The sequence below is a fragment of the Meiothermus cerbereus genome, from assembly GCF_051297115.1.
GTDB classification, from domain to species: domain Bacteria; phylum Deinococcota; class Deinococci; order Deinococcales; family Thermaceae; genus Meiothermus; species Meiothermus cerbereus_A.
Genome location: NZ_JBEVAL010000064.1, coordinates 1 through 14,364, shown reverse-complemented (window position 1 = coordinate 14,364; position 14,364 = coordinate 1). Strand labels below are relative to the sequence as shown.

General features: G+C 64.6%; 20 protein-coding genes and 1 pseudogene. 16 read left to right on the top strand and 5 right to left on the bottom strand.

Annotated features, from left to right (window positions below):
- The 16 genes from ABWU19_RS11680 to ABWU19_RS11605 form a co-directional block, all read left to right on the top strand.
- Positions 1-2,905, top strand: a 2,905-nt coding sequence (locus tag ABWU19_RS11680) for an HsdM family class I SAM-dependent methyltransferase (protein ID WP_435901857.1), incomplete at its 5' end; no start/stop codon positions are given.
- 65 nt (positions 2,906-2,970) lie between these two features.
- Entirely contained in the window at positions 2,971-3,156 is a 186-nt protein-coding gene (locus ABWU19_RS11675; RefSeq protein WP_435901856.1) for a hypothetical protein, read from the top strand.
- Positions 3,157-3,333: 177 nt separating this feature from the next.
- Entirely contained in the window at positions 3,334-3,627 is a 294-nt protein-coding gene (locus ABWU19_RS11670) for a hypothetical protein (RefSeq protein WP_435901855.1), read from the top strand.
- Positions 3,624-3,893: an SWIM zinc finger family protein gene (locus ABWU19_RS11665; RefSeq protein WP_435901854.1), complete on the top strand. Its 270-nt coding sequence runs from the start codon at positions 3,624-3,626 to the stop codon at positions 3,891-3,893. Before ABWU19_RS11670 ends, ABWU19_RS11665 begins: the two co-directional genes overlap by 4 nt.
- 2 nt (positions 3,894-3,895) lie before the next feature.
- The gene (locus tag ABWU19_RS11660) at positions 3,896-4,582 is read left to right on the top strand and encodes a PRTRC system ThiF family protein (protein ID WP_435901853.1); all 687 of its coding nucleotides are present in this window, start codon (positions 3,896-3,898) and stop codon (positions 4,580-4,582) included.
- Entirely contained in the window at positions 4,563-5,123 is a 561-nt protein-coding gene (locus tag ABWU19_RS11655; protein WP_435901852.1) for a hypothetical protein, read from the top strand. The genes ABWU19_RS11660 and ABWU19_RS11655 overlap by 20 nt, the downstream gene beginning before the upstream one ends.
- 3 nt (positions 5,124-5,126) lie before the next feature.
- Positions 5,127-5,666 (top strand): hypothetical protein, encoded by a 540-nt coding sequence (locus tag ABWU19_RS11650; protein ID WP_435901851.1) that lies wholly within the window; start codon positions 5,127-5,129, stop codon positions 5,664-5,666.
- 36 nt (positions 5,667-5,702) lie between these two features.
- A complete protein-coding gene (locus ABWU19_RS11645; RefSeq protein WP_435901850.1) occupies positions 5,703-6,002 on the top strand; it encodes a DUF6839 family protein in 300 nt (99 codons plus the stop codon).
- An 11-nt stretch (positions 6,003-6,013) separates the two neighbouring features.
- Positions 6,014-6,319, top strand: coding sequence for a hypothetical protein (locus ABWU19_RS11640; protein ID WP_435901849.1), 306 nt, complete (start codon positions 6,014-6,016; stop codon positions 6,317-6,319).
- A gap of 6 nt (positions 6,320-6,325) precedes the next feature.
- The gene (locus ABWU19_RS11635) at positions 6,326-6,766 is read left to right on the top strand and encodes a CopG family transcriptional regulator (RefSeq protein WP_435901848.1); all 441 of its coding nucleotides are present in this window, start codon (positions 6,326-6,328) and stop codon (positions 6,764-6,766) included.
- Between the two features lie 19 nt (positions 6,767-6,785).
- Positions 6,786-8,267 (top strand): hypothetical protein, encoded by a 1,482-nt coding sequence (locus ABWU19_RS11630; RefSeq protein WP_435901847.1) that lies wholly within the window; start codon positions 6,786-6,788, stop codon positions 8,265-8,267.
- Between the two features lie 75 nt (positions 8,268-8,342).
- On the top strand, positions 8,343-8,570 hold the full coding sequence (locus tag ABWU19_RS11625) for a hypothetical protein (RefSeq protein ID WP_435901846.1): 228 nt from the start codon (positions 8,343-8,345) through the stop codon (positions 8,568-8,570).
- On the top strand, positions 8,567-8,848 hold the full coding sequence (locus ABWU19_RS11620; protein ID WP_435901845.1) for a hypothetical protein: 282 nt from the start codon (positions 8,567-8,569) through the stop codon (positions 8,846-8,848). Before ABWU19_RS11625 ends, ABWU19_RS11620 begins: the two co-directional genes overlap by 4 nt.
- A gap of 69 nt (positions 8,849-8,917) precedes the next feature.
- A complete protein-coding gene (locus ABWU19_RS11615) occupies positions 8,918-9,427 on the top strand; it encodes a Rad52/Rad22 family DNA repair protein (RefSeq protein WP_435901844.1) in 510 nt (169 codons plus the stop codon).
- A gap of 544 nt (positions 9,428-9,971) precedes the next feature.
- Positions 9,972-10,613: a PD-(D/E)XK nuclease family protein gene (locus ABWU19_RS11610; RefSeq protein WP_435901843.1), complete on the top strand. Its 642-nt coding sequence runs from the start codon at positions 9,972-9,974 to the stop codon at positions 10,611-10,613.
- Between the two features lie 463 nt (positions 10,614-11,076).
- Positions 11,077-11,259: a hypothetical protein gene (locus ABWU19_RS11605; RefSeq protein WP_157413562.1), complete on the top strand. Its 183-nt coding sequence runs from the start codon at positions 11,077-11,079 to the stop codon at positions 11,257-11,259.
- 46 nt (positions 11,260-11,305) lie between these two features.
- On the opposite strand, the gene ABWU19_RS11600 is transcribed toward ABWU19_RS11605, so the two are convergent.
- The 5 genes and pseudogenes from ABWU19_RS11600 to ABWU19_RS11580 form a co-directional block, all read right to left on the bottom strand.
- Entirely contained in the window at positions 11,306-11,776 is a 471-nt protein-coding gene (locus tag ABWU19_RS11600; protein WP_435901842.1) for a hypothetical protein, read from the bottom strand.
- Positions 11,777-11,897: 121 nt separating this feature from the next.
- Positions 11,898-12,641, bottom strand: a complete 744-nt coding sequence (locus tag ABWU19_RS11595) for a tyrosine-type recombinase/integrase (protein WP_435901841.1) — start codon at positions 12,639-12,641, stop codon at positions 11,898-11,900.
- Positions 12,642-12,693: 52 nt separating this feature from the next.
- Positions 12,694-13,365 (bottom strand): WD40/YVTN/BNR-like repeat-containing protein, encoded by a 672-nt coding sequence (locus ABWU19_RS11590; protein ID WP_435901840.1) that lies wholly within the window; start codon positions 13,363-13,365, stop codon positions 12,694-12,696.
- Positions 13,366-13,426: 61 nt separating this feature from the next.
- The gene (locus ABWU19_RS11585) at positions 13,427-14,065 is read right to left on the bottom strand and encodes an SMI1/KNR4 family protein (protein ID WP_435901839.1); all 639 of its coding nucleotides are present in this window, start codon (positions 14,063-14,065) and stop codon (positions 13,427-13,429) included.
- 71 nt (positions 14,066-14,136) lie between these two features.
- Positions 14,137-14,364, bottom strand: a pseudogene (locus ABWU19_RS11580) (ISAs1 family transposase); the annotation flags it as partial.

Here is a 14,364-nt window from a genome sequence, read left to right as displayed (position 1 = left end):
GTGGCGGGGTTCGGGTGGATTCCTGAAGAATGACTATCTATCTAAGGTTGGTATAAGAGAGGCGCTGGCTGACCTGTCGTGGGACCAGGCCCAGCACAGCAACCAGTGGGCTACCCTGGTCAAAGGCCAGCTTCCCTACAGCTACCTCAGCCTCACCCCGGAGAACACGCCGAAGCTACAGCAGGATCTCCACGCTTCATTCGAGGAGCTAACAGAGGCCGCGCAAAAGGCCCTGGATGTCCTGGAGCAGCGTTACCAGGAGTATCAGGCACGGCGCAAGGATGCCCAGCAGACATTGGTGGGAGCCCAGCCGGACACCCGCCGCCGGGCCCTGGCCCGGATCGAGGGGGAGTACCCGATGGTGCTCAAGGCCCTCTTTGAAGCCCACCTGCCGCGCTTTACCGACCAGTACGGGCGGGAAATCGAAGGCAAGGAAGAGGAAAGCAACCCCCGGATTCGGGAGGCTTTCGCCGCCGACTCTGCCGCCGCCCTGATTGCCCGGGTGCTATTCCTGCGCTTCCTGGAAGACCTGAAGCTCACCCGGCGCCGCCTGACCAACGGGGGGCCGGAGCGCTGGGGGGCGTTTGTGGAGTTTCTCACCGGCAGCGCCACCGCTCTGGTCAAGGTATCCTCCATGGACCTCAAGGGGGCTTACCAGGAGCCCTTTGAGGAGGAGATGTTCGCCTGGGTGCTGGAGGCCAACGGCCTGATGGACCAGGCCTTGCAGCGGCTCATCCTGCGGGTCAACGCCTATGACTTCCAGGGGCTTTCCGAGGAGGTGCTGGGGGAGATCTACCAGAACTTCCTGCCTCCGGCCAAGCGCAAGCGCCTGGGGGAGTTTTACACCCCCCGCTCCATCGTGGACTACCTCCTGCAAGAGACCGCGCTGAACCATCCAGGGGATGCGCTGCCGCGCGTGCTGGACCCCGCTTGTGGTTCGGGGTCGTTTCTGGTTCGCTACTTCCACCGGGTGGTGGAGGAACACCGGGGGCGGGGCCTCGAGGTGAACCTGGATGCGCTCCGCGAAAGCATCTGGGGATTTGACCTCAATCCCTTCGCCAGCTACATCAGCCTGTTCCAGCTCCTGTGGGGGCAGCTCCGCCTGAAGGCTGAAACCAAGCCCAAGGTTCATGTGTACAACCAGAACGCCCTGGTGCGAGATGATGCGATCTCGCAGCTCATCGGGGACGATCACCTGAGCCCCGGCGAGCGGGCCCGCGACCAGGAAAAGTGGGATTACGTGCTGGGGAACCCGCCCTACATCCGCGCCGAGCGGGTCAAGTATGGGGCGGAGATGCAAACCCTCTACCAGGAGGTTTGGAGCACCAACGGGGACACCGGCCTGATCTTCCTGTGGCGCTCGTTGCGGGAGTGGCTCAAGGAGGGGGGGAAACTCGGGATGGTGGTCTCGGGAGGGTATGCCTCCAGCGAGGCCGCAGCCCCGGTCTGGTCCCTGCTGTGGCCGGGGAAGGGGTATGCCCTGCGCAAGGTGGTGTGGCTGGAGTTCATCGAGGAAAACGGAAGGCAGCAAAACCTCTGGGATGCCGCTCGGATTCCAATGGCGCTGATCATCGAAAAGACCGCCGCAAAGCCCGACGACCTCATCGAGCTATGGGTGCCTTCCTCCTGGCCCAAAGACAGTGCTGATCCCTACGAGGTGAGCCGAATTGTTTACAAAGACTTCTTCGACGCCAGGGTAAATCCCGTGGTTCAGGCCCCCCACAACAATGTGACCTATGGGGCCTATCTGCTGCCTCTGCTGAAAGCCGAGGACGTGGGACTATTGCAAAAGCTTCACCCCGGTAAAGGGGCCATTGTCCCCCTCACCGAGGCCATGGAGACCCAGTACACCCGGCAGAAGCCACCCAAACCGTACTGGTGGACGTATGGGGTTACCCGAGCGGGGGCAGAGGTCACGAGCAACGGCCAGGGTCGTCCGGTCATCAGCGGGGCCAGCCTGGGTATCGCCCACGAACCGAACCCGGTCGGATACGTTGATCTTGACCAGTGCCGCAGCAAAAGCCTCTGGGGGGAGAAAGATCCTGGAACCTATCTGGCAGTTGCAAACATCACTCTATCCCCTTTTGCCGCTGTGATCAGAAAAAAGCCAGCAGCTGTGGACAGCCTTATCGTTGGAGTCCCCAAAGAGGGTCTGGGCGAAGCGGTAGCGGCCTACCTCAACTCAGCCCTGGTGCGCTGGTACTGGGCGGTGCACCTGCGAAGTGGGGTAATCCAGGGCTACTACGCCCACATCTACCCACGCACCCTGGAAAGCCTGCCCTGGCCCAAAGCACCCGATGCGCAAATCCTGCAAAAGCTGACCGATCTCTACAAGCAGCTGGAGGGACTGGCCGCTACCTCGATGGAGCATCCCTTCAGCTGGTTCAGCAAGGCCGTTGAGGAGCGAAAAAGCGGTGGTTCCGGTTACACCCTCGCCTCCAAAAAGCTCGGGCTTGATTTCCGGGGCTGGCAACAAGCCTGTGGGGTAGAGCAGATCGGGCGGGATGGCAGCAGATTGCAGGGCGATGGGCTGTTTGCCCAGATTGACCTGAAAGATGAGGAACTGGCCCGGTATGTGGAGCTGTTGTTGCAGGGCCTTGACGAGGGCACAAGCGTTGATAGCAAGACCCTGCAACAGTTGTGGGTGGCTCAGGATTACAGCGCCCTCTTGCATCGGTACGACCAAAAGGAAGCCGCTTTTGCCGAGGCCAGACAAAAATTCCAACAAACCCTGAAGGCCATAGACGAGGCGGTATTTGACCTGTTCGGGCTCAACGATAACGAACGCTTGCACATCAAAGAGCGCCTGCAATCCTTCCCACTCAACAAACTGCAACCGCGCTATCCCTGGGAGGTGGGGGAGGCCCGGCTGCCCCGGTCATACACCGTTGATCGTTTTGCTTGAGGAACAAGGGTCTGGCCCGGTTAACAACTCCACTCTCCCCGCCCACAATAGGGTAGGAGGATCCCATGAGAATTGAGGCGCGACTGGAGCTGAGCCCGGCTGAGGTACGCGGGGAGCTGGAGGCGGCCCTGGAGGCCCATTGCAAGCGGGAGCCGCGCCGGGGGAGCCGGGCCTGGGTGGACTGGGAGGAGCGGCGGCTGGGCCTGGAGGGGGCCCTCGGGGATGGGCAGCGGGTGGCCGCTCCCGCGTGAACCGAGAAGCCCCGCTCTTCAGAGCGGGGAGTCGTCACGACGAGCGTATTGCGCGGGTCTATAACCGCTACGCCCCTGCCGAGTTAGCCCGCAAAGCGGCGCGGTGCAGGGGAGGGGCGTAGCCTCGCCCTTGCGTTCATCCTCGCCCGGCCAGCAGGCCGGGTTTTTCCTTTCGCCATGAAAACCCTGCCCACCCTTCCCCTGAGCGCTTCAGCCCGGGCCCGGCGCATCCTGCAAGGACTTTTCGAGGAGGCCCAGTACGGCGTGCCGTTTCTGAACAGCGCCCTGCTCGAGGCCCTCCTCTCCGAGCGGGAAGGCCAGAAGGCCGAGCGCCTGGTGATGGAAGCCCTGCACCGACCAGCCCTGGCCGCCCGGTTCAAAACCCTGCCCCTGCCCCCGGAGTGGCGCAAAGCGCTGGAGGCCGGGCTGAAAGAGAATCCACAAATCCCGCTATTTAAGGAGGTTGCATGAAACAGCTGCGCGAACGTGTAGACGAGATGCTGGATCGCCTGGAACGGGCAGAAGCCTATCTGGAAGCCGGAAGGGTTCACCGGGTAGAGGGCCTGCCCCAGACCTATGTGGTGGAAGGCACCGCGCTGTACCTGGTGAACACCGGTGACGGGGAATGCACCTGCCCGGATGCCGAAAAAGGCCACGCTTGCAAGCACCTGCTGGCCTCGATCCTGCTGGAACGCTCGGAGCAGAAAGTCCCCAAGCCCTTGCGAATGGCGGTGTAGCCATGCAGATCGTGATGGTAGGCGCAGGGGGCAACGGCTCCAAGCTGCTGGTCTCCCTGGTGCGGGCCCAGATGGTGCTCAATATCCTGGGGCGCAACCCGCTCCAGCTGGTGCTGATTGATCCCGACACGGTAAGCGAGGCCAACCTGGTCCGGCAGGCTTTCCTGCCGGGCGATCTGGGTCGCCCCAAAGCCGAGGTGCTGATCAGCCGGATCAACCTGGCCTATGGGCTGGACTGGGAGTGGCGGGCTCGAGCCTTTGAAGCCCATGATGTGGACGAGGCCCGGCTGGTTATCAGCGCGGTGGATAGCCGCCAGGCCCGGCGGGAGATTGCCAACGCCCTCGAGCGCCACTATGGCATCTGGTGGCTGGACATGGGCAACGATGTTCGGCACGGCCAGGTACTGATCGGGAAGAACTCCAGCCTCATGCCCTACCCGCACCAGCAGCTGCCGGCCATCATCGAGGGCCAGGATGACCAGCGCCCCTCCTGTTCGGCGCTAGAAGCCATCTTGCAGCAGGATTTGCTGGTCAACGATATGGCCGCAATCTGGGCCGCTGAGCTGGCCTGGCAGGTCATCAAAGATGGTACGCCCAAATACCTGGGGGTGTTTTTCGACCTGGAGCGCGGGTCGGTGCGCTCTGTGCCTGTACGAAAGGAAAATAGCTATGCCCAACTGGTGTTTTAGCACGCTGGTGGTCACCGGCAGCCCCGAGGAGCTGGCCGCCTTCCGGCAGAAAGCCGAGGGACCCAACGCCTTTGGCGATCCAGGGGTGCTGACCTTCCACGCTTTCGTGCCCTATCCCGAAGAGTACGCCCGGCTGGACAAAGCCCACATCGCTTATACCCGGGCCATTGCGGTTCGCAAGCGAATCCTGGGGCGGATTCCAACAGACCGGGAAGTTGCCGAGCTCAAAAAGGAACTCAATGCCCCCGAAAAAAGCGGGTACGAGATCGGGGGAATGAACTGGTGTTACGACCACTGGGGCACCCGCTGGGATGCCAACCAGCCCGAGCTGGAGGAGGAAGCGGGGGCGCTTATCTATCGGTTCAGCACCGCCTGGTCCCCGCCCATCCCGGTGGTCAGGGCCATGGCCGCGCAACACCCCCGGCTGACCCTGGAGCTGGAGTACGAAGAAGGCTGGGAGGGGTACGCGGGCCGGTGCCGCTTTGCAGGGGGGGTGCTGATCGAAGAGGCGGAGTGGGAGCCAGAGGAGCGGGAGGACTGAGCCATGCTACCCGGCCCACACCACCTCAATCCCCGGCTGCGCTACCTCAGCCCCAACCCAGACGCCGCATACCGCCTGGAAGTGGATCTGCGCCGGGGACGGGCCCGGGTGGTATGGGTCGAGACCGGGGTTCAGGTCTGCCCGGCCCACGCGGCCTGGCTCCCGTTGCGGCCCCCTGGGTGCGAGGCCAATCCCGACAGCGAGGCCATAGATGCCTACCTCCAGAGCCCAGAGGCGCAGGAGTGCCTGGGCCAGATCCGGGCCCACTACGACGGGTTCAGCCTCCACGCTCAAGGCTTGCTGGCCTTGCTGAAATTGCAAACCCAGCTATGGGCGCTTCCCACCCTGCACCCCGACAAGGGTTACTGGTTCGCGCCCGAGTGGTTTGAGCGGCATCCGCCGGTGCTGGTGGGAAAAAGTCTTGAGGAGATGGCTGAGGCGCTCATAGCGGGAGCGGCTTTGGAGGACGTGCTGCTGGATAGGGAAGAGGTATGCACGTGGCTGGAAGAGCAGATCGGGCATCAAAGCTGTTGGTACTCCTGATGAACCGGACCTTTCAGAAACAAAAAAGGAGAAAGTATGCAGGTAGCAGACTTGCAGGATGACCGCTACATGCTTCTGAGCGACTTGCAGGATCGGCAGCCGGTGCTGGAGAGCCTGGGGTTGGAAGACGAGCTCCTGGAGTGGCCCCACCTGCTGGTGTGGGTCGAGGACGGGGAGTACCGCGAGGTCTGGGGCTGCCGCTTCACGCCCCCGCTGCTCAGCGACCCGGTGGTGCGGCTCTACCCCAGGGCCAGCGCAGCCCCGGAGGAGCCCGATTTCGACGAGACGGTGGAGTGGCGCGACCTGGAGGGGCCGGAACCGCCCGCCGAGTGGTAAAGGAGGTTCACATGTCGAAGTGGATGGACTACGCGGATCTGGACTACGAAAACAAGCGCAGGGTGTATTTGAACAAAAAGAAAGCCTTTCTGGAGGCCCACGGCCTGGTGGAAAGCCACCGCAAAGAGGGCGAACCGGCAGGCTGGGAAGAGGCCAAGTCCTTGTTCTCGGTCTGGGAGCCGGGGGTCAGCACGGCCTTTGTGGATCTTGGCGAAGGGCTCTACGCCGAGGTCACCTGCTACGAGTTCGACGAGGGCCCGGACTTTCAGTACCACACCACGTACTATCGGGCCAAACCAAGTGCTGATGTACAATAATGATGTATGATGATCCGCAAGCAGATCTACCTCGCCCCCGAGCAGGAAGCCAAGCTGAAGCGGCTGGCCAGGGCAACGGGGCGCAGTGAGGCGGAGATCATCCGCGAGGCGCTGGATGCCCTGCCGGAGTCCCCCGACCCGGTGCTGGATGCGCTCTGGCGCCAGGGGATGCTCGAGCCCCCGGCGGTGGTGGGCAGCCCGCTGGACGGGATCCAGCCCCCCCAGTGGAGCGCCGACCTCAGCCGCGAGCTGCTGGAGCTGGTGTGGGTGCTCGAGGAGACCCTCAAAAGCTACCCGAAGCAGGAAGACCTGCTGGATCGCATCCTGAAAGGCCCCCTGTTCACGGCGGAAGAGCTGCCCACCCCTGAGGAGTGGGAACGGCAGCCGCCAAGCGAGGACGGCGAGGAGAGCCCGGTGGAACAGGCGGAATTGTTGCAGGAAAGTTGAGCAAGGCAAAGATAACCACATGGCCAGCATCAGAGACATCGCCATCGAGTACGGCCAGCAGGTGGAGCGCCTGCTGGAGCAGCTAGGGGCCCGGGGGCCAGCCAGGGGCGCCGGGGAGCTGCTGGATCAGGTCAAGCACCTCCTGGACGAGCCGGAATTGCGCCGGGTGCGGCGGTTTCTCCGCCTGCGCAACAAGGTGGTTCACGGCAAGCCGGTGGAGATGCCCATGCCCTCCTGGGAGCAGGTGGATCAGGCCGGGCGGGAGGCGGTGGGGGTGCTCACGGGGGTGGTGGCGCGGCGCCGCCCGGCCCCGCAGGCCCGCGACCCGCTGCGGGACAAACAAGCACCGCCCCGGCAGCCCTCCCTGGAACCCCCCGGCCCGGTCTACCGGGTGCGGGAGCGGGAGGGGGCCCATGAGGTCTGGGTAGGCCCCACCGGGGTGTGGGTGGTGGCCCAGGAACCGGCTGCCCTCGAGCGGGCCCGGCTGGACACCGAGGTGCGGCTGGTCACCCGCTTCCCCCGGCTCCCGGTCAAAGCAGCCCGGCGGGCCGACGGGGTGGAGGCACGCATCCGCTGGGGCCGTCCCCGGCTCTCCCCGGAGCAGATCGCCCTGGCGGTGCGGCTCCTGACCCAGCCCCCGGGCGCGGACGAGCCCCCCTCGAGGCCCAGCGCGGCCCCCCAGGGATCGGCGCACCGGCTGCGACGGGTCGCGCTGGAGGGAATCCCCGCCACCTTCTACGTCGGCCCGGTGGGGGTGCTGGCGGTGGCCGAGCACCCCCTGGTTGCCGAGACCGAAGCCCGGCGGGTGCGGGAGGACTCGCAGGGCGCCATCCCGGCCATCCCGGTGGTGCGGGCCCCCGGCCTGAAGGAGCCCCAGGGCCGGGTGGAGGGGGTGCTGGCCCTGCGGGACGAGGCGGCCATCCTGGACTACCTGCGGGGCAAGCCCTGGCTCGACGAGACGGAGGTGGATCAGGTGGCGGGGTGGCTCTACAACCGCACCGCCGCCCCGCCGGTGATCCAGCCCAAGGAGGGGCGCTACCGCCTGAAGGGAGCGGAGGTGGCCGAGGGCCGCACCCCGGCCCCGCCCGCCTTCACGGTGGAGCTGGTTCCCCCCGGGCCGCCGCCAAAACCCTCCCCGGGGCAGGGGGCCTGGCGGGCGGTCTTCCTGCCGGAGCTGGTCATGCTGCTCTGGCTGGTGCTACAGCGGCCCGGCCCCGAGAGCGTGTGGCTCCTGCTGCTGATCGGCGGGCTGCTCCTTCGCTTCCTCGCCCTGTACGGGGAGCCCCAGGGGTGGAAGCGCTGGACCCTGCTGGGGGTGGGGGCCCTGGAGCTGTCCCTGGTCTGGTATGCCCTGGACGGCCTGAAGGGCCTTGAGCCGGGCCGCCTGCTTGCAGAGTGGCACTGGACGGCCATCCTGCTGCCGGGCCTGGTCTCCTTTTTCCGGGGCCTCTGGCCCTTCGGGGTGGCGGCTTCGCGCTATTCCCGTACCCTGGCTCGTTAGAGAAAAGAGGGGGTGTGGGGAAGCCATCCCCCGTCTGTGTACGTGGTATGCTTAGGAGGCATATCGGAGGTACCTATGGTCAAGGAACCGGAGCCCAACACCGTGCAGCGGATCAGCCTCAACCTGACCCAGCGCGACCTCGAGGCCGCCGAGGCGCTGGCCCGCGCCGAGGGCACCAACCGCACCGTGGCCATCCAGCGGGCCATCCAGGCCAAGAAGTTCCTGCGTGACGTAGTGGATCGGGGCGGCAAGGTGCTGGTACAGCGGGAAGACGGCACGCTGGTGGAGGTGGTTTTCCAGTGAAGCCCCTCGAGCTCGACGAAGCGCCCGAGCTCGAGGTAGAACCCATCAAAACCCGCCGCTTCGACGCCCGCATCCCCCGCGAGTGGACCCGGGTGGCGCTGGCTGCAATGCTGGCCCTCGCGGGGCTGGTCTTTGCCGGGATGATCCTCTGGCGGGGATTGGGGCTGGCCCAGAGCCTCGACGACCTGGCTAAGCTGGCCGGGTTGGTGCTCTCCCCGCTGTTCGGGGTGGTGGGAACCGTGCTGGGGTTCTACTTCGGCTCGCGCGAGCGCGACTGAAACGAAAAGAACGCAAGAACCAGGGGGTGGCTTCGGCCACCCCTTCGCTTTTTTTGAAAGGAGTAAATCATGGACAAAATCAGCATCCTGACCCAACCCCTGACCGCCGACGAAATCGAGTGGAAGATCATCGCGGCCAAGGGCAACACCACCCTGGCCCCCTACATTGACGCGAGGGCGGTGATGAGCCGTCTCGACCGGGCCTTCGGGCCTTTCGGCTGGCAGGTGCGCTACGCCCCGGCCCAGGTGGGCAGCGAGCATGGGGTCATCGCCAGCATCGCCATCAAGAACCCCGAGACCGGGGAGTGGGTGGAGAAGCAGGACGGGAGCGGGGCCAGCGACATGGAGCCCTTCAAGGGCGGCATCTCGGGGGCCTTGAAGCGGGCCGCCACCGCCTGGGGGATCGGGCGCGAACTCTACACCTACCCCCGGGTAATCGTGGAGGGGGAGCACAGGTACATCCCCTTCAAGGTGCTCGACCGCCTCAAGGGGTTACCCAAAGCCGTCGCGGAGGGCAAGCCTCTACCGGAGGTCATCCGCCTCAACGCCGAGGGGGAAAGCGCCAGGAAGGCCAGCTAACGAAGCGACCCCGCTCGCCCTGTCGCCGGATGGGGCGACAGGGGTCGCCTATAACAAAAAGGGGGTGAGAGAACCCAAATCACAGCAGGCACAGCGGCTACGCCCTTCGGGGAAGGGCGGGAACAGACCGGGGAAGGCCCCGGCAGAGGCCACCCAGGGGGTGGCGGAGGCGAGAATGAGCAAAAAAACGATCACCCTCCGCCTACCCCCGCGAGGCGCTTCTACACGACGCCAGCGAGGCCCTCATCGGGGACATCCCGGCCCCGCTCAAGCGGGCCTTCCCGGAGCTTCAGGCTTTCGAGGCGGACCTGCTGGAGCGGATCTTTCGGGGGTTCGGGCTTTGCTGGCCGATCCCCCCAGCGGTCAAGGGGGTGGACCGACGGCTCCTCGCCACCGAAGCCCACCAGTTTTTCGGGCTGGATTACCCGGAACCCTACGGGATGGAGATACAGCCGTGGAACCCCGCCGAAAGCCAACGGCGCTTCTTGGAACGGGCTGAAGAGGTGGGGCTATGCCCCCAGAGAGAACAAGAAAGGAGGTAGCCATGATCCAGATCGAAGACCTGGTGCCGCCCAGAGAGAAAGCGCCCAACCCCTTCCGCCTCTCCTCCGCCGGGAAGTGCGCCCGCAGGCTGGCCTATGAGCTCCACTACCCGGGGGAGGTGCCCCCGGTGGAGCCTCGAGTGGTAGCCATATTTGAACTTGGCTCCCTCATCCACGACTGGCTGCGGGAGAAGCTCGCGGCCCTTTACGGCGAGCGGTTCCACTCGGTAGAGAGGGCCGTGGAGTTGGAGGTGGACCCGGGCTTTGCCGTCCCCGGGCGCATTGACGGCATCCTCGAAACCGAAAGCGGCCCGGTGCTTCTGGACATCAAAAGCGCCTCCGACAAGAGCGCGCAAAGCATGTCCAGCAACGGCGTTCCCTACGACTACGTAGCCCAGGTCAACGCCTACCTGGAGGCCACCGGGCTGCAAAAGGGGTTGCTGGTGGTCTACAACAAGAACACCAGCGAGATAACCACCCTCCCGGTGGACCACGACCCGGCGGTGGTCGCGCAGGTCAAGGAACGCTTCCGGGCGGTGCGTTGCTCGACCCCGGAGCAATTGCCCGAACGAGAATACGAAACCGACAGCTTCGCCTGTCGGTACTGCCCCTTCCGGGGGCGCTGCTGGGGGGCGAGCGGTTGAAGCTGGCCTCTTCATGGGCATGGGGTAAACGAAGAAGCCCGCACCGCAGTGCGGACTCCTGTTGACCCTGGGGACGCATCCCCTTGACCCCATAACGTATCCGCTCTTTGTAGGCTCAGGTCGGAGCCCGGCGGACTTGCGACGTGCCTCGGGACAGCAAGGCTCTGCGCAAAACACAGGGGGAATACCCGAGAAGTACCCGCCTGTGCCCACCGACCGCTCAGCGTTGGCTAACATTATTGGTTAGTCAGCCGCCTTCTGTGTGACCGTTTACTCCAAGCATCCCGGTGGCGACGCCTGGAACCTACCACCAATGGAACCTAACGGCCCCATCTTGCACTAAAGCGGGCGATAGGCGGTCTCCAAGGTTCATTTTAGTCTGGCAGAACGGGGTGGGCTTCGGCTTCAAGGCCGGGGTGGGGGTGGGAATTGCGGTGGGTCTGCTGCTGGCCTGGCTGTGGCGGTGGGTGCGTTCGCAGGCCGGGCGCTGAACGACGCGGGCCTCCTCGGGGACAGGGATGCCCAGCCAGACCTTGGGGTGGACGAACTGAGCCCCGGGCACGGCCAGCCGGGTGGTGAAGGAGGGGTGGACCCAGGCAAGCCCCTCGAGCAGTTCCCCGAAGCCAGCCTGGATGGGGCTCACTGACCACCCCGGGTGACAGACGCCTTTCCTCCCGCCCGCCGTAGGAGTGTCAACGCGGCTTGAACCTCACTCGGGTGAAGCCTAGAGTCTCGCTGTCGAAGGAGTAGCCCCGGCTCAGGTCAGCCTCCGGCTGGCTAGGATCAGCGAACGTCATCAGATCAATCAACGGCTCTAAAGTTCGGTCCAGCAAGACCGTCAAGCCCAGCCACTCCTCCCGCGCTCGCTCGAAGGCTGCACGATCGAGCAGGAGTTGCTCGAGTTCCATCACCCCTGCCCGCAGTCGGACCAGGTCCTTTAGGTAGCGCAGGTAGGCCTCATCCATGGGTTCCACTGGTCGAGCGGCAAGACCCAACAGCAGGGCATTGACTTGTCCGTTCAGCTCCGAGACAGCCTGGGTTACTGCGGCCGCGAGCTCGAGGCCTCCTGGGCCAGGCTCCCGAGCCAGACGGCTCAGCGCTTCGGCTGCCTCGAGTAGGCTCCCCCGCAGCAACTCTAGATCAGGATCAGGCATGGGCTGCATGTTGCCAGTATAGACCTGGGACCTTTGCATACCGCCCAGCAGGTCATCCAAACATCCTTGGTCTAGTTCTTACTGTTAGTAGGTTTTGCGGGAGCATCAACCTCGAAACCGAGGTCGGGGACTAGCCCAGCACCCGGCGGTAACTCTCCCCCACCCGCTCCAGCGAACTCTCGGCGTAGATTTGGGTGGTCTTGAGGTCCTTGTGCCCCAAAAACTTCTGTAGCTGCTCCAGGGGCATCCCCCGGTCGAGGAGGATTTGCGCTACCGAGTGCCGCAGCAGGTGGGGGTAGACCCGCCTCTCGATCCCGGCTTCGGCGGCGGCCTGCTGGATGAGTTTCTGGATGGCCCTTTGCGAGTAGCGGTCGTGGCGGTTGGACTCGAAGAGGTATCCTCTCGTCCTTCCTGCGAGGTGTACCCGAAGCTCCTGAGCCAGGGCGGGCAGGATCGGGACATACCGCACTGAGTCCTTCTTGCCCTTGTGGACGTAGAGGTGGGGGGCCTCCCCGTCGAGGTAAGCGTCCTGGGCCCGGAGAAAGACGAACTCCGAGACCCGGCACCCGGTGTAGAAGAGGGTCTTCAGCATCAGGCCGTAGACCGGCTTCCTGGGGCTGAGGCGATACGCCGCTTCCAGCAGGCAGCTCACCGCTTCGGGGGAGAGCCGCTCCACCACCCGGCGGCGCTTGGGAGGAGGGGCGAGTTCCAACAGGCGGCGCACCCGCTCGACCACATACTTGCTCTGGTCGTAGTCCAGGTGGGCCTTGCGCCAGAGTTTGGCGGTCTCCCGGATGACTGCCTCGAGTTCAGAGTTCGCTTTCGTTTTCTTACCGCGCACTTCGACCAGCTTGAGGGGGGTCACGCTCTCCATTTGCCCCTCAGTCTAGCCGGGGAAGTTCGCTGTATGGGTATTGTGCGAAATGTCAGGGGCGGTTCTGTTTGCGGGAAACCAGGATGGTGCTGTTTTGCCCCACCGCCACGAAGACCCCGCCGCCGTGGGTCACGTCCTCGAAACAGCTCACGCTGCCGGAGTCGTGCTTGATCCAGGCCGCTCCGTCGCGGGAAGTGAGGATGGTCCCGCCGCTCCCTACCGCCACGAAGAGGCCGTTCCCGTAGGTCACGCCGTTGAGGGTGTTGCAAACACCGGAGGCCCGCGCCGTCCAGGCTGCCCCGTTGGGGGAGGTCAGGATCGTGCCGTCCCATCCCACCGCTACGAAAAGGCCATTGCCGTGGGCCACATCCCGAAGGAGATAGCCCTCGTTCAGAGCAAACGAGTTCCAGACCATCCCGTCGCGGGAGGTGATTACGGTTTTCCGGTCGCTTACCGCCACAAAGGTGTGGTTGCCGTAAGCGACCGCGCCAAGGTGGCGGCGGGTACGTACCGGATAAGCCTGCCAGTTCACCCCGTCGGGGGAGGTAAGCACAGTTCCCTCCTGCCCCACCGCCACAAACTGACCGTTGCCGTAGGCCACCCCGAGTAGCCATCGGGTGGTACCGGAGGCTCGCTTTTGCCAAGCTTTTCCGTCGGAGGAAGTGAGGATGGTGCCAGAGGCCCCCACCGCTACAAACTGACCGTTGCCATAAGCAATATCCAATAGACGCGCATTGGTCCCCGTCCGGCCCACCCGAAAGCAGGCACGCCGCGCCCCGCGGCGGCTAGCCGCCGCCTGGCCGCGTCTGGGTATACAGGACCCTGGCGAGGGGGGAAAAGTCTCCCGACACAAACTCCAGCCAGGGGTGGCGTGACATCCGCAGGTCCTCCCGGAGGATGAAGTTGCCGGAGCGCAACTGGTTGAGAACCGCAGCGAGCATCTCCGAGAGCGAAGGGAACACCACCTCAGCCTCGGGCAGGTCGGCCCCGAAGACGAGGATCTGCCCGAATGTCCCGGACGGCCCCGGCCTGACGTCGAATCCGACGTAGTTGCCGGAGCCGTCGGCCAGGAAAGGGATGTGACCTGCCCCGGGGAAGTCCTCGCTCAGCCGGGGGTCGGCAGGGGAGGGGCTCTGCACGATGCCCGAATCGCGCAGCTCGAGGAGGGCCCGGTACTCCTCGGCAATCTGGTCCAACCGCAGGAGGTCGGCACCGAAAAAGACACCGTTGCCGAGGTTGTCCCTCTGCCCGTTGTGCCGCGTGTACAGGCGGCGGATCTGCTCCGGGAAACGGGTACCGGTTAAACCTTCGGCCCGTGAGAAGTCCTCGGAGGAGGCAGGCGGGCCCAGCCGCTCGATGAATGAGGGGTGGAGACGCGCGAGCTCCCGCAGGAGACCATCGAGGGTAGACTCAAACTCATCCACAGTGGACTCGACCAATTCTATCAAACCAGTCATCAATTGAGATATACCTGGGTCTAGTACACAGGCTTTTATCATATACACCCCATTAGCCAACGATACAAGGGCATGGGATTGACCGCGAAGCGCCGAAGGCTGCGTAGAACGGGAACACCGAGCACATGCAGAAAGCCTAGCAGGAGGTTACGCAAGGCAGCCAGGGTTTGGGCAGCTTTGCGGGTGCGACAAGCATCCTCCCCCAGGGCCACATCCCGTTTGTGGTGCAGTCGGTTCTCAATGCCCCAGTGACCCCGACTGATAAG

Coding starts and splice junctions, on each gene's coding strand:
- ABWU19_RS11675 (WP_435901856.1), top strand. CDS start 2,971: ATGAGAATTGAGGCGCGACTGGAGCTGAGCCCGGCTGAGGTACGCGGG.
- ABWU19_RS11670 (WP_435901855.1), top strand. CDS start 3,334: ATGAAAACCCTGCCCACCCTTCCCCTGAGCGCTTCAGCCCGGGCCCGG.
- ABWU19_RS11665 (WP_435901854.1), top strand. CDS start 3,624: ATGAAACAGCTGCGCGAACGTGTAGACGAGATGCTGGATCGCCTGGAA.
- ABWU19_RS11660 (WP_435901853.1), top strand. CDS start 3,896: ATGCAGATCGTGATGGTAGGCGCAGGGGGCAACGGCTCCAAGCTGCTG.
- ABWU19_RS11655 (WP_435901852.1), top strand. CDS start 4,563: ATGCCCAACTGGTGTTTTAGCACGCTGGTGGTCACCGGCAGCCCCGAG.
- ABWU19_RS11650 (WP_435901851.1), top strand. CDS start 5,127: ATGCTACCCGGCCCACACCACCTCAATCCCCGGCTGCGCTACCTCAGC.
- ABWU19_RS11645 (WP_435901850.1), top strand. CDS start 5,703: ATGCAGGTAGCAGACTTGCAGGATGACCGCTACATGCTTCTGAGCGAC.
- ABWU19_RS11640 (WP_435901849.1), top strand. CDS start 6,014: ATGTCGAAGTGGATGGACTACGCGGATCTGGACTACGAAAACAAGCGC.
- ABWU19_RS11635 (WP_435901848.1), top strand. CDS start 6,326: ATGATGATCCGCAAGCAGATCTACCTCGCCCCCGAGCAGGAAGCCAAG.
- ABWU19_RS11630 (WP_435901847.1), top strand. CDS start 6,786: ATGGCCAGCATCAGAGACATCGCCATCGAGTACGGCCAGCAGGTGGAG.
- ABWU19_RS11625 (WP_435901846.1), top strand. CDS start 8,343: ATGGTCAAGGAACCGGAGCCCAACACCGTGCAGCGGATCAGCCTCAAC.
- ABWU19_RS11615 (WP_435901844.1), top strand. CDS start 8,918: ATGGACAAAATCAGCATCCTGACCCAACCCCTGACCGCCGACGAAATC.
- ABWU19_RS11610 (WP_435901843.1), top strand. CDS start 9,972: ATGATCCAGATCGAAGACCTGGTGCCGCCCAGAGAGAAAGCGCCCAAC.
- ABWU19_RS11600 (WP_435901842.1), bottom strand. CDS start 11,776: ATGCAGCCCATGCCTGATCCTGATCTAGAGTTGCTGCGGGGGAGCCTA.
- ABWU19_RS11595 (WP_435901841.1), bottom strand. CDS start 12,641: ATGGAGAGCGTGACCCCCCTCAAGCTGGTCGAAGTGCGCGGTAAGAAA.